At 50.1% G+C, this 21,959-nt stretch carries 17 protein-coding genes; 16 read left to right on the forward strand and 1 reads right to left on the reverse strand.

All coding sequences use genetic code 11. From position 1 onward, the window contains the following. Positions 1-2: 2 nt before the first annotated feature. The 13 genes from fliB to argH all read left to right on the forward strand — a co-directional run bounded on the left by fliB (position 3) and on the right by argH (position 17,188). A complete protein-coding gene (gene fliB, locus EDM21_RS18855; RefSeq protein WP_157338004.1) occupies positions 3-1,241 on the forward strand; it encodes a flagellin lysine-N-methylase in 1,239 nt (412 codons plus the stop codon). Between the two features lie 425 nt (positions 1,242-1,666). Further along, positions 1,667-1,864 (forward strand): cold shock domain-containing protein, encoded by a 198-nt coding sequence (locus EDM21_RS18860; RefSeq protein ID WP_068777460.1) that lies wholly within the window; start codon positions 1,667-1,669, stop codon positions 1,862-1,864. A gap of 218 nt (positions 1,865-2,082) precedes the next feature. Continuing rightward, positions 2,083-2,634 carry a ribosome hibernation-promoting factor, HPF/YfiA family gene (gene hpf, locus EDM21_RS18865; protein WP_068777461.1) on the forward strand — a complete coding sequence of 184 codons (552 nt, stop codon included), beginning with the start codon at positions 2,083-2,085 and terminating at the stop codon, positions 2,632-2,634. Between the two features lie 452 nt (positions 2,635-3,086). Further along, entirely contained in the window at positions 3,087-5,591 is a 2,505-nt protein-coding gene (secA, locus tag EDM21_RS18870; RefSeq protein WP_157338005.1) for a preprotein translocase subunit SecA, read from the forward strand. Between the two features lie 463 nt (positions 5,592-6,054). Further along, a protein-coding gene (gene prfB, locus EDM21_RS18875) for a peptide chain release factor 2 (protein ID WP_157338006.1) occupies positions 6,055-7,168 on the forward strand; the annotation gives its coding sequence in 2 pieces (ribosomal slippage) (positions 6,055-6,126 and positions 6,128-7,168; 1,113 coding nt in all). Positions 7,169-7,313: 145 nt separating this feature from the next. After that, the gene (locus EDM21_RS18880) at positions 7,314-8,192 is read left to right on the forward strand and encodes a YitT family protein (RefSeq protein WP_157338007.1); all 879 of its coding nucleotides are present in this window, start codon (positions 7,314-7,316) and stop codon (positions 8,190-8,192) included. Between the two features lie 326 nt (positions 8,193-8,518). After that, the gene (gene argC, locus EDM21_RS18885) at positions 8,519-9,568 is read left to right on the forward strand and encodes an N-acetyl-gamma-glutamyl-phosphate reductase (protein WP_157338008.1); all 1,050 of its coding nucleotides are present in this window, start codon (positions 8,519-8,521) and stop codon (positions 9,566-9,568) included. Positions 9,569-9,739: 171 nt separating this feature from the next. Beyond that, a complete protein-coding gene (gene argJ, locus EDM21_RS18890; RefSeq protein ID WP_157338009.1) occupies positions 9,740-10,966 on the forward strand; it encodes a bifunctional glutamate N-acetyltransferase/amino-acid acetyltransferase ArgJ in 1,227 nt (408 codons plus the stop codon). Positions 10,967-11,009: 43 nt separating this feature from the next. Next, positions 11,010-11,798, forward strand: a complete 789-nt coding sequence (argB, locus tag EDM21_RS18895) for an acetylglutamate kinase (RefSeq protein WP_157338010.1) — start codon at positions 11,010-11,012, stop codon at positions 11,796-11,798. 107 nt (positions 11,799-11,905) lie between these two features. Further along, on the forward strand, positions 11,906-13,096 hold the full coding sequence (locus EDM21_RS18900) for an acetylornithine transaminase (RefSeq protein WP_157338052.1): 1,191 nt from the start codon (positions 11,906-11,908) through the stop codon (positions 13,094-13,096). Between the two features lie 198 nt (positions 13,097-13,294). Continuing rightward, positions 13,295-14,251 carry an ornithine carbamoyltransferase gene (gene argF / locus EDM21_RS18905; protein ID WP_157338011.1) on the forward strand — a complete coding sequence of 319 codons (957 nt, stop codon included), beginning with the start codon at positions 13,295-13,297 and terminating at the stop codon, positions 14,249-14,251. Positions 14,252-14,348: 97 nt separating this feature from the next. Further along, complete coding sequence (locus tag EDM21_RS18910) at positions 14,349-15,584, forward strand: argininosuccinate synthase (RefSeq protein ID WP_068777469.1); 1,236 nt, start codon at positions 14,349-14,351, stop codon at positions 15,582-15,584. A gap of 188 nt (positions 15,585-15,772) precedes the next feature. After that, positions 15,773-17,188: an argininosuccinate lyase gene (gene argH, locus EDM21_RS18915; protein WP_068777470.1), complete on the forward strand. Its 1,416-nt coding sequence runs from the start codon at positions 15,773-15,775 to the stop codon at positions 17,186-17,188. Positions 17,189-17,287: 99 nt separating this feature from the next. Here the strand turns inward: argH and EDM21_RS18920 are convergent, their stop codons facing one another. Continuing rightward, positions 17,288-18,736, reverse strand: a complete 1,449-nt coding sequence (locus EDM21_RS18920; RefSeq protein ID WP_157338012.1) for a VanW family protein — start codon at positions 18,734-18,736, stop codon at positions 17,288-17,290. A gap of 263 nt (positions 18,737-18,999) precedes the next feature. Between EDM21_RS18920 and ftsE the strand changes: the two genes are divergently transcribed. Genes ftsE through EDM21_RS18935 form a run of 3 tightly spaced genes read left to right on the forward strand, consistent with a single transcriptional unit; the run spans position 19,000 to position 21,918 of the window. Next, a complete protein-coding gene (gene ftsE / locus EDM21_RS18925) occupies positions 19,000-19,686 on the forward strand; it encodes a cell division ATP-binding protein FtsE (RefSeq protein WP_157338013.1) in 687 nt (228 codons plus the stop codon). Beyond that, entirely contained in the window at positions 19,676-20,593 is a 918-nt protein-coding gene (ftsX, locus tag EDM21_RS18930) for a permease-like cell division protein FtsX (protein WP_157338014.1), read from the forward strand. Before ftsE ends, ftsX begins: the two co-directional genes overlap by 11 nt. A 50-nt stretch (positions 20,594-20,643) precedes the next feature. After that, positions 20,644-21,918 (forward strand): murein hydrolase activator EnvC family protein, encoded by a 1,275-nt coding sequence (locus EDM21_RS18935; protein ID WP_157338015.1) that lies wholly within the window; start codon positions 20,644-20,646, stop codon positions 21,916-21,918. Positions 21,919-21,959: the final 41 nt, after the last annotated feature.

The raw sequence follows: 21,959 nt of genomic DNA on the forward strand, positions 1-21,959 counted from the left end.
AAATGAAACAGAATACTTTAATGCCGGAGTATATGAAAAACTTCAAGTGTATAGGAGGAGAGTGCGAAGATACCTGCTGTGCTGGTTGGACTGTATCTATCGATAAAAAAACATATAAGAACTATCAGAAGGTAAAAGATCCGGCATTGCGTGATAAGCTAAGCAGCGGACTTAAAAGGAACAAAAATAACGCTAGCCGTAGTGATCGCTATTATGCAAGCTTTATTTTAAATGAAAACAATTGTTGTTCTATGCTGACAGAAGATAAATGGTGCACTATTCAGATGGAATTAGGGGAGAAGGCACTGTCTAATACATGCAATACGTATCCAAGAAATCTGAATAAATATGACCAAAATTACGAATTGTCGGGCAAGGTATCTTGTCCAGAGATTGCCCGTTTAGTATTGCTCCAACCGCAAGGGATTGAATTTGAAGAAGCGGAGTGTGAACTTGAATCCAATTGGCCCGTAGTAAAAACCGGTGGGATTCAAGTGCAAAACAATTACACGCAATATTTTTGGCCAATAAGAATGCTAGCCATTGAAATCATTCAGAGGCGTACCATGTTGCTGGGAGATCGAATGGTATTGCTCGGTTTATTTATTGATGCCTTACAGAATGACATAGAACGAAATTATGGATTATCCATTTCTGATATTATCGATTCTTTTCGATCTAAATTGCATAGTCCTGAGTATACTGATTCGATTGCCGAATTAAGAGTAAACCTTGATTTGAAGCTACAGGCGCTATTTGAACTTATAAAATCAAGATTAGATTATGGAATATCTATGGATAGGTACCAGGTTACTTATAAGGAAATGATGGAAGGTTTGAATCAAGACAGTGAGGTATTTAATCTAGATAAGTTCAGACTTAATTATGAGGAAAACTTTAAAGTTTATTATTCATCTTATATGGATGAAAAAGAGTACATTTTAGAAAACTACTTAGTTAACAATTTATTTGGTTCATTATTTCCCAACTTGTCAGAAAAAGAAATTTCATTGTTCGATGAATATGCGCTCTTATCAGTTATTTATGGGATGCTTAAGATACATCTTGTTGGAGTATCAGGTAAACATAAGGGGTTAAGTGATGAAATTGTTATTAGAACAATTCAAGCGTATGCCAAAACAATTGAACATAATAATTCGTATATTAACTCCATTCTAGTAGAATTAAAACGAAATAATTATGATACTCTTGCTCATATTTCATTACTAGTTAAAGATTAAGGTGATATGTTAGTGGCTTTAAGAGTTTGAAAGTTGCAAAGCAGATTTTGATCTTAAATGGCTTACTCGGAGCGAACCTTCGTCTACTTGATAAAAGAGGGTGACGTGATAGAAACGACTCTTAAAGTGCTGTGAGATTTCGAATTTTATCCATTTGTACTTTTAGAATTCTAATAATATACACATATCCAACCTGTGGATAATGTGCATAACTCTGTTGATAACTCTGTGAATAAGTAGACAAACCCCGCTTCAGACTTGGCTTTTAGGACTTAATGCCTATGCTGTCGAAACTGTGAATACCTAAATTTTCAAAATATTTGGGATTATTCCGCCATGAGATTGACACATTTATTTGACGGGTGATATATTCAAAAGGTAAGTAAAGGCTTACATTTATTTGAAGATAGAAGGGAATGTGTTCGATGCAAGGTAAAGTGAAATGGTTTAATGCAGAAAAAGGATATGGTTTCATTGAGCGTGAAGACGGCGGAGACGTATTCGTACATTTCTCTGCGATTCAGACAGATGGCTTCAAGACGTTGGATGAAGGTCAAGAGGTCGAGTTTGACATTGTAGAAGGCGCTCGCGGACCACAGGCTGCTAACGTGAACAAACTCTAATCACGCAAGGAAATTTGGAATCATTCGGCCGGTTGGCCGGTTCATAGTACAAGGCAATGACGTGTGAACCAACACCCTGGAGACCTCCAGGGTGTTTTTTTGCATGATGATTCAGAGTTCACAAATCTGCTTAAGTATCGTCAAGGATTTGTAAACAACATATTTTGAATATTCAAATTAATTGAGGTATAATGGAGACATGAAGGGAGGAGTTTTATATGAAATTCACCGTTCGAGGAGATCATCTCGAGATAACAGCTGCCCTCAGAGAGTATGTGGAGAAGAAGCTGAGCAGGCTGGAGAAGTACTTTGAAGCCCCCCTCAACTCGGAAGGTGCCGTAACATTAAGTGTTACTAAAGGCATCCATACGGTAGAAGTGACGATCCCGCTCCAAGGCGTCCTGCTGCGTGCCGAGAATAAAGATGAAGATATGTATGCAGCCATTGATTTGGTGGTCGACAAATTGGAACGCCAAATCCGCAAACACAAAACCAAAATGAACCGTAAAATCCGCCTGGAAGGCAACAAGCGAGACCTGTCTAAGCAACTCGAAAGCCAAGTAATGACGTTGGACGAGGAAGAGGAGGATTACGAACTGGTCCGGACGAAGCGTTTTACGCTGAAGCCGATGGACATTGAAGAGGCAATCCTGCAGATGAACATGGTCGGTCATAATTTCTTTGTTTTTTCCAATATGGATACCGAGAAAGTGAATGTAGTGTATAAAAGGGATGACGGAAAATACGGTTTAATCGAACCGGCTATCTGATGGAGCTCTGTGAGCCCTCAAGCAGAGTAACGCAGTAATTTCGGCATCACTATATAGGGCAATACTAATTTTATACTTACGTAGAAAAAAGCGAGCTTGATCCTTAGGGGTCAAGCTCTTTCATGTTCTGGCGGGACAAGCTGATACATAGAAGCCCGGGATGGTTCCTGGTACGGTTAACGCGTCTGTAATAATCGTTCTGGAGACCAAATATAATTTTTTTGTCCCCTTTCGGTAAAATTTCACCAGCTTTGGAAATGAAGCTCTTCCTTATTGTTCGGTTTAAGTGCAACATCCCGGCGAGTTTTGCGTATGTAGAAGAGTGGGTTTGCTCCAGATATGTCTATCTGATACACTGAAATGTTCCCGTTAAGAATGCCCAGTTTTGTTGCGGCATGACGTGCAAACTGATACAATTTAAGGATACTGAGTGTAGGGAAAGGGGTTCACCGATGCTAGGACTGGTCAAAAAAATGTTTGGTGATTCCAATGAACGTGAAATTAAGCGATATCAGAAAACAGTTCAGGTGATAAATGGACTCGAGCCGGAGATTTCGGCGCTGTCGGATGAACAATTGAAAGGTAAGACCGTCGAATTCCGGGAGCGGTTGGATAAGGGCGAGGATCTTGACGATCTTCTGCCGGAAGCTTTTGCCGTTGTGCGCGAAGCGTCCAAGCGTGTCCTAGGCAAACGTCATTACGATGTCCAGCTGATCGGGGGCATGGTGCTTCACGAAGGCAAGATTGCCGAGATGAGAACAGGTGAAGGTAAGACGCTCGTCGGCACGCTGCCTGTATATTTGAACGCACTGGCGGGTAAAGGCGTTCATGTCGTTACCGTCAATGATTATCTGGCACAGCGCGATAGCGCGGAGATGGGTCAGATTTATTCTTTCATGGGTATGACAGTCGGTGTTAACTTGAATGAGCTGTCCCACGAGGAGAAGCAGCAGGCATACGCATGCGACGTTACGTACGGAACGAACAATGAGTATGGCTTCGACTATTTGCGTGACAATATGGTGTTGTACAAAGAGCAGATGGTACAGCGTCCGCTTTCTTTTGCTGTCATTGATGAGGTGGACTCTATCCTCGTCGATGAGGCGAGAACGCCGCTTATTATTTCGGGACAAGCCGCTAAATCGACGGACATGTATTATGCGGCTGACCGTTTTGTGAGCAAGCTTAAAGAAGAGGAAGACTACTCGATCGACATCAAGGTGCGTTCCGTTGCACTGACGGAGCAAGGTGTAGAGAAGGCGGAGAAAGCATTCGGTGTCGAGAACCTGTTCGATCACCAGAATGTAACGCTTAATCACCATGTGACACAAGCACTCAAGGCCAAAGCTATCATGCGCCGCGATGTGGATTATGTGGTGCAGGATGATGAAGTCGTCATCGTCGATGAATTTACGGGCCGTCTGATGACGGGCCGCCGCTACAGCGATGGTCTTCACCAGGCTATCGAAGCGAAAGAACAGCTTCAGGTTCAGAATGAAAGCATGACGCTCGCGACCATTACCTTCCAGAACTACTTCCGGATGTACCGTAAGCTGTCTGGTATGACCGGTACGGCTAAGACGGAGGAAGAAGAGTTCAAGAAAATCTACGGCCTCGATGTTGTCGTCGTGCCGACGAACCGTCCGATGATCCGTCAAGATATGGCAGATGTCGTCTACAAGACGGAGATGGGCAAATTCAAGGCCGTCGTGGAAGAGATTGTGCAACGTTATAAAAACAAGCAGCCGGTTCTCGTCGGTACGATTTCGATTGAGAATTCGGAGCTGCTGTCGGATATGCTGAAGAAAAAAGGCGTCCAGCACAAAGTGCTTAACGCGAAATATCATGCCGAAGAAGCGGAGATCGTATCCCGTGCCGGACAAGCCGGTGCGGTTACGATCGCGACGAACATGGCCGGCCGTGGTACGGATATCGTGCTGGGCGGCGAAGTTCATGACCTCGGAGGCTTGCATATTATCGGTACGGAGCGTCACGAGAGCCGCCGGATCGATAACCAGCTGCGTGGTCGTGCAGGACGTCAAGGTGACCCGGGCTCCTCGCAATTCTATTTGTCGCTTGGCGACGAATTGATGAAGCGCTTCGGTGCAGAGAACATCATGTCGATGATGGACCGTCTAGGCATGGAAGAAGACCAGCCGATCGAGAGCAAGCTCATTACGCGTGCAATCGAATCCGCTCAGAAGCGGGTAGAGGGCAACAACTTCGATATGCGTAAAGTTGTCCTCCAATATGATGACGTTATGAATCAGCAGCGTGAGATTATCTACAAGCAGCGCCGCGAAGTTCTGGAATCGGAGAACATTCGTGAGATTGTGGAAACGATGCTCCGCTCCAGCATTGAGCGTATTGTCAATGCACATTGCTCCGAGTCTCAAATTCCGGAGGAATGGGATCTTCAAGCGGTTGCCGATTATGTAAATAACAACTTCCTGCAAGAAGACGCTATTACCGATAAAGACTTGTGGGGCAAAGAAATCGACGAAATCATTGAATTTATCGATGCTAAAGTAAAAGAAAAGTACGATCAGCGTGAAGAAGAAATCGGATCCGAATTTATTCGTGAATTCGAGAAGGTTGTAGTTCTGCGTGCGGTTGACTCCAAATGGATGGATCACATCGATGCGATGGACCAGCTTCGCCAAGGTATCCACCTTCGTGCGTACGGCGGTACCGATCCGCTTCGTGAGTATCAGTTCGAAGGCTTCGAAATGTTCCACGAGATGGTTGACAGCATCCAGGAAGAAGTGGCGACCTACATCATGAAGGCTCATGTAGAGAGCAACCTGGAGCGTCAAGCCGTAGCGGAAGGCCAGGCAGTCGATCCTAAAGTGGAAGCAGCCGGGAAGAAGCCGATCGTGAAGGAAGATCAGATCGGCCGTAACGATCCTTGCCCATGCGGCAGCGGCAAGAAGTTCAAGCAGTGCCACGGCTCGTAGAAGCCTCTTGCTGCGCATACCGCAAGAATAAGGTTTATTCATAAATAGAGACCTGATGGTTGAGGTAAAACAAATAATCCTGCTTGGCAGTGAAAGTGAATAGTTGTGCATAGTTATTCATTGGTATGCATAATTTATTCACTCTTGCCACGCAGGGTTATTTTACCACTCAGGGTTCGAAAGGGATTCGAATAGGGATTAGATGGAATACTCTATAATAGAAGAGTGTGCAGGTTAGCTTGAATGAGAATGTCTGGCGGGAGTTAGGCGCCAGATCTGCTCGTAAGCTTCCTATATAGGAAAGTGTAGCCTTCTATCATCCCGGCGCTCTTATCATGAATCGCAGGACTACGGCCGATTAGGGTCAGGATGCCCCTGCAATCATTTACTTTAGAATACGCTGCTTCTCATTGGAGCGGTCGAGTACAAGGCTTTTACATTACAATATCCGAGGTGTATCGATATGCTGGAACCTGAAGTTAAGCAAGACATGCGGGAAATAGCTAAGAGATTAACGGAATTAAGGGGGTCTCTTTGACTTAGATCATAAGCTCGAAGAGATTGCGGATTATGAAGTCAAGATGGCGGCGCCGGACTTCTGGGATGATAACGAAAAGGCTCAGAAGGTCATCGGGGAGATGAACGTCATTAAAAGTGTGGCCGACCAATTCCATGCTCTGGCGAGTGAGTACGAAGACATGGAAGTCATGGCGCAGCTGGCCGACGAGGAAGACGACCAGGAGATGGCCGCCGAGCTCGCAGACGGCCTCAAGGGGATTCTCCGGCAGCTGGAGAACTTCCAGCTGCAGCTTCTGCTCAGCCAGCCGTACGATAAGCTGAACGCGATTCTGGAGCTGCATCCGGGAGCGGGCGGCACCGAGTCCCAGGACTGGGCCGAGATGCTGCTTCGCATGTACCGGAGATGGGCGGAGAAACGGGACTTCAAAGTCGAGGTGCTCGACTATCTGCCCGGCGACGAAGCCGGCGTGAAGAGCGTTACGCTGCTCATCAAGGGCCACAACGCGTACGGGTACCTCAAAGCGGAAAAAGGCGTGCACCGTCTCGTCCGCATATCGCCTTTTGACGCGTCCGGACGCAGGCACACCTCTTTCGTCTCCTGCGATGTAGTGCCGGAGATCGAGGACGACGTGGAAGTGGATATCCGCACGGAGGACCTCAAGATCGACACGTACCGCGCCAGCGGAGCGGGCGGCCAGCACATCAACACGACTGATTCGGCCGTGCGGATTACGCACTTGCCGACGGGAGTCGTGGTGACGTGCCAGACCGAGCGATCGCAGATCAAGAACCGCGAGCGCGCGATGAAGCATTTGAGATCGAAACTCTACGAGAAGAAGATCGAAGAGCAGGAGAAGCATCTGGCGGAGATCCGCGGCGTACAATCGGATATTGCCTGGGGAAGCCAGATCCGTTCTTACGTGTTCCATCCGTACAGCATGGTCAAGGACCATCGTACAACCGAGGAAACGGGGAACGTAGGCGCTGTAATGGATGGCGATCTAGATCCGTTTATTGATGCCTATTTGCGTCTGCAGATTCAGAAGAAGGAAGAATAAAGACGTGCGGAGAAACGGTGTAGTCAAAACCGGGACTCCGCACGGTTTTTTTTGATTAGACAGAAGTGAAGTAGGGGTACATTCCCGGGCTTAGCAATATAGATCACATAGACCGACGAAGTCGGATGAGGATGGAGGCACACCTATGGCCAGAGGGAAGCGGAGAAAACAGAGGCTTGTACTGAACAGTCCGCAGCAGAAAATATACGAGTATGGAATGCTTATTCTGGGGTCTTTTATTATTTCGAGCAGTTTCAATATGTTCTTGAACCCCAATCAGGTAGCATCGGGCGGAGTGTCCGGATTGTCGACCATTATTGAGCAGACGCTAGGATGGCAGCCCGCTCTAACCCAGTGGGGCTTGAACATTCCTTTATTCCTGCTGGGGCTGCGGCTCCTCGAAAGATCGTACAGCATGAAAGCCGTTGTCGGCTCCATTGTCCTGCCCCTTTTCGTAATGCTGACAAGCGGGTTTCCGGTTCTGACCACTAACATCTTGCTCGCGACGATTTACGGAGGAATGGGCCTGGGCCTTGGGATCGGGATTGTTTTCCGCGGACGCGGGTCCACAGGGGGATTCAGCATTGCCTCACAAATTCTACATAAGTATTCAGGTCTGAGCCTGGGGGTATCGGTAGCTGTATTCGACGGTATGGTCATCCTGCTGGCGGGGCTGGTATTCGGCGCAGAGAAGGCCCTGTACGCATTAATCGGGCTCTATGTGACCACCAAAACGATCGACATTGTACAGGTAGGTCTGAATACATCTAAAGTAGCGTATATCATATCCAACGATTCGGAGAAATTGCGTGAGGCGATTCTGAATGACCTGGACCGCGGTCTCACTCAATTAACAGGCGCAGGCGGATATACGGGCGACCCGCGCTTGGTGCTTATGGTTGTCGTCAGTCAAGGAGAGGTCAGCAAGCTGAAGGCGCTCGTGCAGTCGATCGACCCGCAGGCCTTTATCATTTTCAGTAATGCGAACGAGGTTCTGGGAGAAGGATTTAAGAGGCCGATGTAAACTAAAGCTGGGAGCGGATGAGGAAGCGTACGTTCTTTTTATGCACAAATATCTTTAATAACATGGTGGTATGCGGCAGCTGCGCAGGCTGCCTTTTTGTCTATCCAAATAACGCGTTCGCATTGGGAGCATGAAGTGATTAATCCAAGGTTTCCTTCGGATAAAGCCCAATAAGGTTTAAATTCGCAGCGTTTGGCAGGAATCCGGTTATTAGGGGGATCTCAGGTCCCGGGACACTGGAAAACAGGCTAAAAAACTCGTTGAATTAATATACCCCTGAATGTATAATAATACATATCTTTTTGGAACGTTTGGAGGGAAAAGCGATGACTACACAGGTGCGTGCGGCGATTGTAGGTTCAACGGGGTATGGGGGAGTCGAATTAATCCGGTTTCTGTTAAATCATCCCCAGGTCATAATTACATCGGTTATCTCCTCTTCGAGTGCAGGGGCGCCGATTTCGGAAGGATTTCCTCACCTGAATGCTATTATGCAGGAATCACTTGATGCGGTAGACATTCCGTTGATTGCGGCCAAGGCTGACGTTGTCTTCCTGGCCACCCCGGCAGGTGTAGCGGCTAAGCTGGCTCCGGATATGCTTGAAGCAGGTTTGAAGGTCATCGACTTGTCCGGTGATTTCCGCTTGAAAACTCCGGAGTTATACACTCAGTGGTATAAGCGTGAGGGAGCTCCGCAGGAGGATCTGGACAAGGCGGTTTTCGGCTTATGCGAAGTGTATGGAGATCAGGTGCAGGGCGTAGATTTCATCTCGAATCCGGGATGCTACCCGACTGCTACTCTTCTGGGATTGGTGCCTGCTGTTAAGGCGGGATGGATCGACCCCTCGACGATAATCGTCGATGCCAAATCAGGTGTGTCCGGTGGAGGCCGTGGCCTCAGCCTGGGAGCACACTATGCGGAAGCTAACGAGAATTTGTCTGCTTATAAGCTGAACCGCCATCAGCATATTCCGGAAATTGAGCAGGTGCTTAGTGATGCCGCTGGCAAGCCTGTCACGATGACGTTCTCGACACATCTGGTGCCGATGACACGCGGAATTATGGCGACATGCTATGCGCAGCTCAGCGGGGCGCATGATACGCAAGCTTTTATTGACTTGTACCGCCAGTACTACGAAGGTCGCAAATTCGTGCGTATCCGCGAGCAGGGCAAACTGCCGGCAACCAAAGAAGTCTGGGGCTCGAACTACTGCGATATCGGATTTGCTGTGGATGAGCGTACGAACCGGGTAACGGTGATTTCCGTTATCGACAACGTGGTTAAAGGTGCGGCAGGCCAGGCGATCCAGAATCTGAATTTGATGATGGGCTGGGATGAGACTGCGGGTCTGAATTTCACGCCTGTATACCCATAGGAGTTATTCATAACAACACCTGCTCTCAAATGAAAATGAGAGGGATGGTTTAACAAGGACCGGCCTTGAACGAAGACGAAATTATATAGGCAGGATCTTTAATTTTTAAGAGTAAGAACGGATTATTCATATTATCGATTCCTTATGGAACAAAAGGACAGGTGAGCATCAATGACGCTGCTAGGCCGTTTTACCGTCGTGCCCGATGGCACGGTGACCACGCCCCAAGGATTCCGCGCAGGCGGGCTTCACTGCGGATTGAAAAAAACCGAACGCTACGATCTCGGAGCGATCGTATGCGACGTTCCCGCAGCGGTTGCGGCTGTATACACGCTGAATGCGTTCCAGGCCGCACCGCTCCTCGTGACGCAGGAGAGCGTCGCTGCCGGAGGCAAGCTTCAGGCGATGCTCGTCAACAGCGGCAACGCCAACGCATGCACCGGCGAGCAGGGACTCGCGGATGCGCGTGAGATGCGTGCCGCCTTGGCGCGTCAGCTTGGCCTCGCCGAGAACCTCGTGGGCGTCACTTCGACGGGCGTCATCGGCGAACTGCTGCCAATGCCGAAGGTTCTCTCCGGCATCGAAGCGCTGCCGGAGAAGGTGCACGCCGAGGGCGGCGACGATTTCTGCCAGGCGATCCTGACGACCGACCTGGTGAAGAAAGTCGCCTGCGTGCGCGTGAATGTCGGCGGCCGTGAGGTTCACGTTGCCGGAGCGGCCAAAGGTTCGGGAATGATTCACCCGAACATGGCGACGATGCTCGGTTTCGTCACAACCGACGCCAACATCAGCAGCGAGCATCTGCAGCAGCTGCTGAGTGCGGCAACCGACTCCACCTTCAATATGATCACGGTGGATGGTGACACCAGCACGAACGATATGGTCGTCGTGATGGCGAGCGGTCTTGCCGGAGGAGATGCGCTGACTCCGGATCATCCGGATTGGGAAGCCTTCGCAGTTGCCTTCGGCTACGTATCGGAGCATCTGGCGAAGATGATCGCCCGTGACGGCGAAGGAGCCACGAAGCTGATCGAGGTGAACGTGCTCGGCGCAGCTTCGCGTGATGCTGCCCGGGCGATCGCAAAGACCGTCATCGGTTCTTCACTCGTGAAGACGGCCTGCTTCGGAGCGGATGCGAACTGGGGCCGCATTATCGCGGCTGTCGGGCGCGCCGGCCAGCCGGTTCAGACAGAGACGGTGGATGTTCAGCTAGGCGACATTATGGTGCTCAGCCAGTCGAGGCCTGTGAAGTTTGACGAGGATCGGGCAGAGGAGTACTTGAAAGGCGATTTTGTACAAATTAATGTGAACCTGCATATGGGAAATTCCAGCGCGACCGCTTGGGGTTGCGACTTGACATACGATTATGTCCGCATCAACGCAGCTTACCGTACGTAATGGGAGCGGGCATGCCAGTGATGGAATCGGGGGCAGAAGTTAGATGAACAGTTTTGTAATGAAGTGCGGGGGCAGTACGCTTGCCGCATTGCCGGACTCTTTCTTTGAGGATTTGAAGAAACTGCAGGATCAGGGCATTGTACCTGTTATCGTACACGGCGGTGGGCCGGCCATTTCGGAGACGCTAAGCCAGCTTCAGATTGAGACCGAGTTCGTAGGTGGGCTCCGCAAAACGAGCGAGCAGGTACTTGATGTGGTCGAAATGGTATTAGCCGGACGCATTAACAAGGAAATTGTGCGGCGAATACAGCTTTCAGGTGCCAAAGCACTCGGTTTATCCGGTGTGGACGGCCGTCTTATCACGGCGGAGCCCGTAGCTAACGCCGCCGAAGTAGGGCTCGTAGGGGACGTGAGCGATGTGAATGCGGAGCTTGTGCATGGAATCGTCGGCATGGGCTTCATGCCGGTCATTGCACCGATCGGTCTCGGCAGCGACGGAGGTCAGCGCTACAACATTAATGCGGATACGGCAGCAGGAGCTGTGGCCTCCCGGATCGGGACGGAGCGACTGATTGTCGTGACGGATGTGCCCGGCATTATGAAGACCGAAAGCGGAGAGAAGCGGGTGCTTCCGACCGTGACGGTCGAGGAGATCGAAGCCATGATCGCAAGCGGTGATATCTACGGAGGCATGATCCCGAAGGTAAGGGCCGCCATCCAGTGTATCCAGGGCGCCGTACGCGAAGTGGTGATCGTAGACGGGTCCGTTCCGGGTATCCTTAGCCAGGTACTGGCTGGAGGCAATGTCGGAACGCGAATCGTAAGTTTGTAGCATCCGTTCTGCAGCAGGAAGATTGCAGCAGAGATTCACATAGCAGCAGAAATTAGAGCAAGTCTGGAAGTACAAGAAGAGACAATATAAAGATGGGAGTGAAGAACATGGTTCAGCAGGCAAGCCGTTTATTTCCGACCTATGCCCGTTTTCCAATTACTTTGGTTAGAGGGGAAGGCAGCCGATTGTGGGATGACCAGGGCAAGGAATACATCGATCTGATGTCCGGTCTCGCCGTTGCCAATTTGGGGCACGTACCCGCACCTGTAAAAGAGAAACTGGTTGCGCAGCTTGACCAGCTTTGGCACGTATCGAATTTGTTCCACATTCCGAATCAGGAGAAGCTTGCGAAGCTTCTGACTGACAACAGCTGCGCCGATGCCGTGTTCTTTTGCTCCACCGGAGCGGAAGCCAACGAAGCGGCAATCAAGCTGGCGCGCCGTTATGCACAGAAAGTGCTGGGCGAAGACCGCCATGAAATCATTACGTTCCATCAGTCCTTCCACGGCCGTACACTGGCGACATTAACGGCGACTGGCCAGGAGAAGGTGCAGGAAGGGTTCCATCCGCTGCCGGCAGGCTTCTCGTATGCGACCTTCAATGACATTGAATCGGTTAAGAACCTGATCAACGACCGGACTTGCGCAGTCATGATCGAAATGGTGCAGGCCGAAGGCGGCGTTATTACAGCCGATCCTGCTTTCATCCAACAACTGGCGGAGCTGTGCAAAGAGAAGAATCTGCTGCTGATTGTCGATGAGATTCAAACAGGCATGGGCCGTACGGGCAAGCTGTTCGCCTATGAGCATTACGGGATTGAACCGGATATCTTCACCATGGCCAAAGGTCTGGGCAGCGGATTCCCGATCGGCGCTATGCTGGGCAAGGCGAAGCTTGCCCCGGCCTTCTCGGCAGGCTCCCACGGCAGCACGTTCGGCGGAACTCCGATTGCGATGGCAGCGGCTATTGCGACAGTCGAGTATATGCTGAGCGACAAGATCGCGGACCGTGCCTCTGAGCTCGGCGAGTGGACTTTGAACCTACTGAATGAGAAGCTGGGGACTAATCCGCTGGTCGAGCAGATTCGCTCCAAAGGCCTGCTGATCGGAATCGTATGCAAGCAGCCGGTGGCAGAAATCATTTCGGAAATCCACGCTGCCGGTGTTCTGGTTGTCTCGGCGGGTCCGCAAGTTATCCGTCTGCTCCCGAGTCTGACCATCTCTAAAGAAGACTTGCAGCAAGGCCTTGATGTAGTATGCGATATACTGGCTAGCAAGGCCGCTGCTTTAGTACAATAAGGGGGGCCTCCTTATAGAGACTCCGGTTCTGAACGGGACCGCCCAATTTTTTTGAAAAGTAAACCAATCGGTCTATCCGTATATGACGGCTCTTCCTATCTTTTAGAGTGGAAGAGCCTCACTAATCGGGATAGGGCAGATAAGGGACGTCCGCATGCGGATTCTCCGACATTATGAGAGAAGAAAGGACTGACTCCTATGTCCGACACATTACAAGAAGACATGCAGACGCAGCTTAAAGGAAAAGACTTCCTGGGGCTTGTCGATTACACACCGGCAGAATTGAACTATTTGATCGACCTTGCCCGGGATTTGAAGGCTAAACAAAAGGCTGGAGAAGCCCATCAGCTTCTCAAAGGCAAAACGCTTGGCATGATTTTTGAGAAATCATCCACTCGGACGCGGGTATCTTTTGAAGTGGGCATGTTTCAGCTTGGCGGACATGCGCTTTTTCTAAGTAAGAATGACATCCAGCTGGGCCGGGGGGAAACGGTTTCGGACACGGCACAGACGATGTCCCGTTACTTGGACGGTATTATGATCCGCACGTTCGCTCACCGCAATGTGGTTGATCTGGCCCGTGCCGCTACAATTCCGGTCATCAACGGGCTGACGGATTTCTCGCATCCTTGTCAGGCTCTGACCGATTATATGACCATTCAGGAGCACAAAGGACGTCTGGAAGGCCTCAAAATCGCCTATATCGGCGATGGCAACAATATGGTTCACTCTCTGATGGTAGGGGCCGCCAAGTTCGGCATGCATATTGCAGTCGCATCGCCGGAAGGCTATACGCCGCAGGAAGAGCTCGTCCGTACGAGCAAGGAATTTGCGTCTCAAACAGGCGGTTCCGTACTCGTAACGAATGATCCGAAGGAAGCGGCGGCAGACGCGGACGTGATCTACACGGATGTATGGGCAAGCATGGGCTTTGAAGCCGAGCAGCAGGAGCGGGAACGCGCATTTAGCGGTTACCAGGTCAACGAAGAGCTGATGAGCTATGCGAAGAAGGATTACCTCTTCCTGCACTGCCTGCCTGCACACCGCGGGGAAGAAGTCAGCGAAGGCGTCATCGACGGGCCGAATTCGTTCGTATTCGATCAGGCGGAGAATCGCCTGCATGCACAGAAAGCTATTATGGCTTCGATTATGTAGAAACCCCGGGTCGCGCGGTTGGATAAATATATTTTTTCGTCTATACTCGATTATATAAAAGTTTATTTAAATTATTGCAGCAAAGGTGATGGGAAACATGGCAAAGGAAAAAATCGTACTGGCCTATTCGGGTGGTCTGGATACATCCGTTATTCTCGCATGGCTCAAAGAAACTTACGACGCTGAAATCATCGCGTTTACAGCCGATATCGGCCAGAAAGACGAGCTGGACGGTCTGGAAGAAAAAGCGCTTGCTACTGGCGCAAGCAAGGTCTATATTGACGATCTACGTGAAGAGTTCGCAAAGGACTTCATCTACCCGATGTTCCAGTCCGGCGCGTTGTACGAAGGCCAATACCTGCTCGGTACGAGCATTGCGCGTCCGCTGATTGCTAAGCGCATGGTTGAGATTGCACGCGCTGAAGGCGCAACGGCGATCGCGCACGGCGCAACCGGCAAGGGCAACGACCAGATCCGTTTCGAGTTGACGGCTGCTGCGTTGGCACCGGAGCTGGGCGTTATTGCCCCTTGGCGTCTGGAATCTTTCCGGGAGCAGTTCCCGGGACGCGCGGAAATGATCGCTTATGCGGAGAAGCAGGGGATTTCTGTACAGGCTTCCGCGGCTAAGCCGTATTCAACGGACCGCAACCTGCTACATATCTCATTTGAGAGCGGCATGCTCGAAGATCCTTGGTTCGACGCAAGTGCGGAATCCAACCGCGATATGTACGTGCTGAGCGTATCCCCGGAAGATGCGCCGGATCAGCCGGAATATATCGAGCTTGAGTTCGAGAAGGGCGATTGCGTAGCGCTCAACGGCGAGAAGCTGAACCCTCTGCAAATGATGGAGAAGCTCAATGAGCTGGGCGGCAAGCACGGAATCGGACGTATCGATATGGTCGAGAACCGTTTTGTCGGCATGAAAAGCCGTGGTGTATACGAGACGCCGGGTGGAACAATCCTGTTCGCAGCTCACCGCCGCATGGAATCTTTGACGATGGACCGCGAAGTCATGCATCTGCGTGACTCCCTGATCGCGAAGTACAGCGAGCTGGTATACAACGGTTTCTGGTTTGCTCCGGAACGTCTCGCGCTTCAAGCACTCGTTACGGAGAGCCAGAAGAATGTATCGGGTACAGTTCGTGCTAAGCTCTACAAAGGCAACGTCATTGCTGCCGGCGTGAAGAGTCCGGTTAGCTTGTACAACCCGGATATCGCAACGATGGAGGCAGATCCGACCCAAGCTTACGATCAAGGCGATGCAGCCGGATTTATCCGCCTGAATGCACTGCGCCTCAAAGTTAGCTCTGGCGTGGAACAGTCCGGGAAATAATTTTCTGATCCGGATGTGCCGTTGAAGAGCAGGAATGCGGCATTTCGTTGTTACGGGAAGGGTTATTCCATATCAGCAGAATACTTCGTTAGAATGAATAGAAGTTCAACATACATGATCGATTAAAAAGTAACGGAACGGGCCGGAAGCGGCCCGTTGTTCCGTTCCAATCCAAGGAGGCAGAAGTCGTGTCCAAACTGTGGGGCGGCCGGTTCACCAAACAAACCGACCAATTAGTAGAGGAATACACCGCTTCCATCACGTTCGATAAGGAACTGGCGGAAGAAGATATTCAGGGAAGTCTCGCTCATGTTACCATGCTGGGCAAATGCGGAATTCTTCCGCAGGAAGATGTTGAGACCATTAAGGACGGACTGAATCGCGTTCTTGGCATGATCCGCCGCGGTGAGCTGGAGTATACGGTTGCGAACGAAGATATTCATATGAATATCGAGAAGACACTGATTGATGAAGTGGGACCTGTGGGAGGCAAGCTGCATACGGGCCGCAGTCGTAACGACCAGGTGGCCACGGACATGCACTTGTACCTGCGCAGCCGTGTAGTTGAATTTGTCGGCCTGCTGCAGAAGCTGCAGGAGGCACTGCTGACGCAGGCCAAAGCCAACCTCGACACCATTGTGCCGGGTTACACGCATCTGCAGCGCGCGCAGCCGATTCTGTTCGCCCATCACCTGATGGCGTACGTGTCTATGTTCCAGCGCGATATCGAGCGGCTGCAGGACAGCTACAAGCGGATCAATGTGCTTCCGCTTGGGGCGGGTGCGCTTGCGGGAACGACGTTCCCGATCGACCGTCACTTCGTAGCCGAGCAGCTTGGATTTGATGCGGTCTACGAGAACAGTCTGGATGCGGTCAGCGACCGCGATTTCATCTTGGAGTTCTTGGCGAATGCGTCCTTCATTATGATGCACTTGTCCCGTTTTTGTGAAGAGCTGGTCCTGTGGTCGAGTACCGAGTTCGCCTTCGTGGAACTGGATGACGCCTTCTGTACGGGCAGCTCCATTATGCCGCAGAAGAAGAATCCGGACGTAGCCGAGCTGGTGCGCGGCAAAACAGGCCGTGTGTACGGCAACCTCTTCGGTCTGATGACCGTTCTCAAGGCGCTTCCGCTTGCCTATAACAAAGACATGCAGGAAGACAAGGAAGGGATGCTGGATACCGTCCGTACGCTTCAAGGGGCACTGCAGCTGTTCGCTCCCATGGTCGCGACGATGAAAGTCAACAAAGACCGGATGCGTCAAGCCGTTAACCAGGATTTCTCCAATGCAACTGACATTGCGGATTATCTGGTTAACAAAGGGCTGCCATTCCGTCAGGCGCATGAAGTCATCGGCAAAACGGTCCTTTACTGCATCCAGCAGGGCAAATTCCTACTGGATCTGTCGATGGAGGAGTTCACACAATTCTCAACTTTATTCGGTGAAGATATTTACCAGGTTCTCCAGCCGGAGCAAGTCGTTAATGCCCGCAACGTCTACGGCGGTACAGCCGGACCGCAAGTTGAGGGAGCCATCTCTCGGGCAGAGTCCCGTATGGGAGAAACTGTTAGTTGGGTTGACAGCATGGTTTCAAAAAGTAAATAATGAATAAATAACCGAAAGGCTCATGAAATTCTTGCGGCTGGCGTTGCCTCCGCTTGATGTTCAGAGCCTTTCCTGTTTCATTCTTATCGTTGCAGCCAGTCACGAAGATGTCTGTGACCAGGACCCGGTTACTCCGTCCTCGATGACGTTGTTTGGCGGCGGGGGCTGCTTTGCAGGTGCCTTAAGCTTACCGGTATTGGCTGCCACAACTTTATTCTGCGGGGAGTAACGGTCTCTGGAAATTCTTTCCCGGGAAACGACCTTTCCGTTCTGTTTTTTGATCCGGAAGGTGTCTACGACAAACCCTTGTTTACCGGGGCTTAAGACGATCTGCTGCCCTGCTTGAAGAGTCGGATTATGAACGTATTTAACAGGTGGTGAGAGGGTCTCGACTGTCGTCGACTCAATCTCATACGTCGTATCCCGTGGAATGCTTCCGAACAGTTTAACTGTTAAGGCCGTTTCCGTCATTTCCGTGCGAATGAGGAGATGGGCATTTGTGTCGTTCCGGAAGCGAAAATTGATGTATCCTGTCGAAAAAGTTGCATCTTGCCCCATAGGTGCATAACTAATCGGCAGAGAGTGGTTTTTCCGTTCGACAATTTCCAGACCGGCCCTTAAGACGGCATTGTACAGAGTCGTGGAAACTTGGCAGATTCCGCCGCCTACTCCGGGGGCCAGCTTTCCGTTCAGAATAACGGGAGCTTCCCGGAAGCCGAACTTTTTGCCGGTCTGTTCAATAATAGGGGCGTAATCGAAGATTTCGCCTGGCTGCAGAATGACATCATGGAGCGTCGAAGCCGTAGAACGGACGTTATGTTTGCGGCCAGCCGAGGAGCTGGCTATAGCGGTTGTGAACTGAGTCAGGAGCCGGTCGATACGCTGATCGCGTAACAAGCGCAGGGTTACATCCGGTGCCTTTTGATAAAAAGGAAGCTCGATCCCGGCAGGCCCCGTTTGTGCCAGAACATCGGGCTGCTGCAGCATCTGTTCGATAGAAGCCTTCAAACGGCTTTCATGGATCGACAAGACGGTTTGTTCAGGCTCGTAGCGAATCTCGTCCCAAGGGGTGATGATGCGCTTGGCCGGAACAGGTTGATTGGCATACAGAGTATGCCAGACAGTCCGGACCTTTGCTTCCAGCAGGCGAAGATCGATAGATAGATGAACGGCGGCCTTATGGCTGCGCAGCTGCCAGCGGTTGCGGGCGCGTGTGAGCACGCCGCCTTCGGTCAGATCGTGGAAGAGCTGACGAACCGCGCTGTCATCTATACGTAAACCCAGCTGCTCGAGCGTGAGTGATTGGGAAGGGATCTCTGGTTTATTAGAGATGAATTCGATCTTCTTTTGCCTGAGCCGATCAAGCTGCTTGTTCCAATTAGTCTCAAATTCAACGTAACCGGTACCGCCGGCAGCCCAGCCCGATATGGAGAAAGCTTCCGGAAAGGCGGGGCGCGTGCCGTAATAAAGCATAGAGCCGAGCCATAATGCAGCCGCAAGAGGCACAGCGATCAAGGTTACTACCATCATGCGTTTGACTGGCCTCATAAGAAGCTCCTTTGGTTTTCTTTGTAAGGTGTTGACTATCGGATTTAAAGAAACAGCTAATTTAGGGCGGATGTCTGTTCTATATGTGTATCGAGATAATCGGACAAATATGCCTTTGGGCGAAAACAGGCGAAAACGCAACATTTTCCGCGGTAAGTGTGAAAACATGTTGAATATTCCCCTTTTTTTAAAGGATTTTTGAGATGGTTGTCGAACTTCATAAGGAGCTAGGATCAATCCGCCGTTAACAGGAAGTGATGATTTTGATCGAGATGCAGGATGTTTGGAAGACCTATCCGAACGGGACTCACGCACTGCGTGGAATCGATGTTAAAGTCGACCGCAACGAATTTGTTTATATTGTCGGCCCCTCAGGCGCTGGTAAATCGACCTTTATGAAGCTGGTTTATCGGGAAGAGCGGCCCACAAAAGGACAAATTTTTGTTAATGGGTTTAATATTGAGAAGGTGAAGCAGCGCAAAATTCCGTATGTCCGCCGTAATATCGGCGTTATTTTTCAAGACTATCGGTTGCTGCCGAAACTGACTGTTTTTGAGAATATTGCGTTTGCAATGGAGGTCATTGAGGCTCCGAAGAAGCTCATCAAGAAGCGGACGATGGAAGTCCTCGATCTGGTGCACCTCAAAGACAAGGCGAACAACCTGCCAGGACAGCTGTCCGGCGGTGAACAGCAGCGTATAGCTATTGCTCGGGCAATAGTAAATAACCCGGCGGTTATCGTTGCAGACGAACCGACAGGGAATCTAGACCCGGATACTTCGTGGGGGATTATGAAGCTCTTGGAAGAAATTAATTTCCGGGGTACAACGATTATGATGGCCACACACAACAAAGAAATTGTAAACACAATGCGCAAACGCGTAATTGCTATCGAGAACGGACTCATTGCCCGTGACGAGCTGCGAGGTGAGTACGGCTATGAAGAGTAGGACACTGACCCGTCATTTACGGGAAGGTTTTCGCAATATTATCCGTAACGGGTGGATGACGTTCGCGTCGATCTCCTCGATTACCATATCGCTCTTTATCCTTGGCGTGTTCCTGCTGCTGTCATTGAACGTGAATTACGTAGCAGATCAAATAGAAAAGCAAGTCGAAATACGGGTTTACATGGATGTAAATATCCCGGATGATCAGACCAATCAGCTTAAGCAAGAGCTTATGGCTATGTCTGAGGTAAAGAATGTCACCTTCGTTTCTAAGGAACAAGGTCTGATTGATTTGCGTGAAAGGCTGGGCGAGGAGGGCAAAGGCTTCCTGGACGGATTCGATGGAGACGAGAACCCTCTGCCGCCTGCTTTTAAAGTAGAGGTTAAAGATCCCCGTCAGGTGGGAGCAGTTGCGGGCAAGATCAACCAGATGAACGAAGGCAAAGAAACCAAGCCGATCGACAGTGTCAAGTACGGTCAGGGAACCGTAGAGAACATGTTCAAAATCACGGAAATTGTCCGGAATGTCGGACTCGTGCTGGTTGCTCTGCTTGCCTTCACCTCGATATTCTTGATTGCTAACACGATTAAGTTGACTATTGTTGCCCGTCGTAGAGAGATTTCCATCATGAAGCTGGTCGGTGCTACCAATTCATTTATCCGCTGGCCTTTCTTTATCGAAGGTGCCCTGCTTGGTATAGGTGGATCTGCTGTCCCAGTAATAGTCCTGTTATATGGATATTCCAAATTGGTAGATGTAAGTAAGAGTGATTTAAGTATGGTATTTATTCAATTAAAGCCTTTTGGTGAAATCAGTTTTGTCATTGCCGGTTTGCTGCTCAGTCTCGGTTTTCTGATTGGAATCTGGGGCAGTATCATTTCCGTGCGAAAGTTTCTCAAAGTGTAAACGTGAGCAGGACCAAACGCGTGCACAATGTGTAAGAGGAGGATCAACACTTGAAGAAAAGAATTATGCCTTTAGTGATTGCACTCGGAATCTCGACAACATTGCTCCCGTACTCGGTAGCCATCGGGGCTTCCAACACGGCCAAGATCGATCAAGAAATTTCGAATATGAAGAAAATGAAGTCCGCCGCCGAACAGAAAGCGAAGGATGTACAAAATCAGCTTACACAGGTAGAGAAAGAAAAGCAGGAAACTGCTAAAGATATTAAGACGCTAATGGATCAATTGGATGCTACGACCGCTAAACTGGCCGGATTGAACGAACAAATCGAGAACACTACCACTGATTTGGAAGAAAATGCAGTCCAGCTGGATGCGGCTGAGCAGCGTGTGGAAAAAAGGGACAAACAGTTGAAATCCCGCGTACGGACCATGTATGAGAACGGTTCGGTCTCCTACTTGGAAGTTCTGCTTAATTCGACTAATTTCTCTGATTTCATTGACCGGATGTCTGCCCTGAAATCGATTGTAGATCAGGATAAGGAAATTCTGGAAGAGAACAAAAAAGACCAGGCTCTAGTTATAGAGAAGAAACAGCAAATTGAGAAGCAGCTTGCTTATGTCAAAACGTTGTTTGCGCAGACCGAAGATATTAAGCAGGATCTGCTCATTAAGGAAAAAGCCAAAGAGGTGAAGGTTGCTTCTCTGAGCGAAGAGCAGAAGAATCTCGAAGAAATTAATAGCGAGCAGGAACAAGCAATCATCGCTTATGCCCAGAAGGAGTCTCAGCTTCAGGCAAGGAAGAAATCCGAAGCAGCAGCAGCCGCAGCTGCGGCCGCTGCTGCAGCGGCCAAGAAGGCAGCAAGCCAGTCCTCTAATTCTTCAATAACTTCCAGCGGCGGCGGCAGTAAAGGCCCGGCTTCAAGCGCGGGCAAGATGGGGTATCCGCTGCCGTACAAAGTAAACATATCTTCCGGCTATGGCGGACGTAATGACCCGATTAACGGATCTAGCGCCAATCACAGCGGCATTGATTTCCCGGCTCCGCTGGGTACCGATATTTATGCGGCTGAGTCAGGAACCGTGCTGGTTGCTTCGGAATGGAGCGGTTATGGCAACTGTGTAATTGTCGATCACGGCGGCGGTGTATGGACGCTCTACGGACATATCCGCAACGGCGGCATTAAAGTACAAAAAGGCCAATCGGTGCAAAAAGGCCAGAAGATCGCTGAAGTAGGATCGACCGGCCGCTCAACAGGCAACCATTTGCACTTTGAAGTCCGTATTAATTCCAAACCGGTTAATCCGTCCGGATATCTTTTCTAGAAGCTTCAACGTTTTAGGGACTGGCACTCATAAATTGGTAG

It is taken from the genome of Paenibacillus lutrae (assembly GCF_009757775.1).
GTDB lineage: Bacteria > Bacillota > Bacilli > Paenibacillales > NBRC-103111 > Paenibacillus_F > Paenibacillus_F lutrae.

What these genes read in the sequence shown, in the direction of transcription:
- ftsX (WP_157338014.1), top strand. Translation starts at nt 19,676, where the DNA reads ATGAAGAGTAGGACACTGACCCGTCATTTACGGGAAGGTTTTCGCAAT.
- argC (WP_157338008.1), top strand. Translation starts at nt 8,519, where the DNA reads ATGACTACACAGGTGCGTGCGGCGATTGTAGGTTCAACGGGGTATGGG.
- fliB (WP_157338004.1), top strand. Translation starts at nt 3, where the DNA reads ATGAAACAGAATACTTTAATGCCGGAGTATATGAAAAACTTCAAGTGT.
- secA (WP_157338005.1), top strand. Translation starts at nt 3,087, where the DNA reads ATGCTAGGACTGGTCAAAAAAATGTTTGGTGATTCCAATGAACGTGAA.
- argB (WP_157338010.1), top strand. Translation starts at nt 11,010, where the DNA reads ATGAACAGTTTTGTAATGAAGTGCGGGGGCAGTACGCTTGCCGCATTG.
- EDM21_RS18880 (WP_157338007.1), top strand. Translation starts at nt 7,314, where the DNA reads ATGGCCAGAGGGAAGCGGAGAAAACAGAGGCTTGTACTGAACAGTCCG.
- argF (WP_157338011.1), top strand. Translation starts at nt 13,295, where the DNA reads ATGTCCGACACATTACAAGAAGACATGCAGACGCAGCTTAAAGGAAAA.
- EDM21_RS18900 (WP_157338052.1), top strand. Translation starts at nt 11,906, where the DNA reads ATGGTTCAGCAGGCAAGCCGTTTATTTCCGACCTATGCCCGTTTTCCA.
- EDM21_RS18860 (WP_068777460.1), top strand. Translation starts at nt 1,667, where the DNA reads ATGCAAGGTAAAGTGAAATGGTTTAATGCAGAAAAAGGATATGGTTTC.
- hpf (WP_068777461.1), top strand. Translation starts at nt 2,083, where the DNA reads ATGAAATTCACCGTTCGAGGAGATCATCTCGAGATAACAGCTGCCCTC.
- argJ (WP_157338009.1), top strand. Translation starts at nt 9,740, where the DNA reads ATGACGCTGCTAGGCCGTTTTACCGTCGTGCCCGATGGCACGGTGACC.
- EDM21_RS18920 (WP_157338012.1), bottom strand. Translation starts at nt 18,736, where the DNA reads ATGAGGCCAGTCAAACGCATGATGGTAGTAACCTTGATCGCTGTGCCT.
- EDM21_RS18910 (WP_068777469.1), top strand. Translation starts at nt 14,349, where the DNA reads ATGGCAAAGGAAAAAATCGTACTGGCCTATTCGGGTGGTCTGGATACA.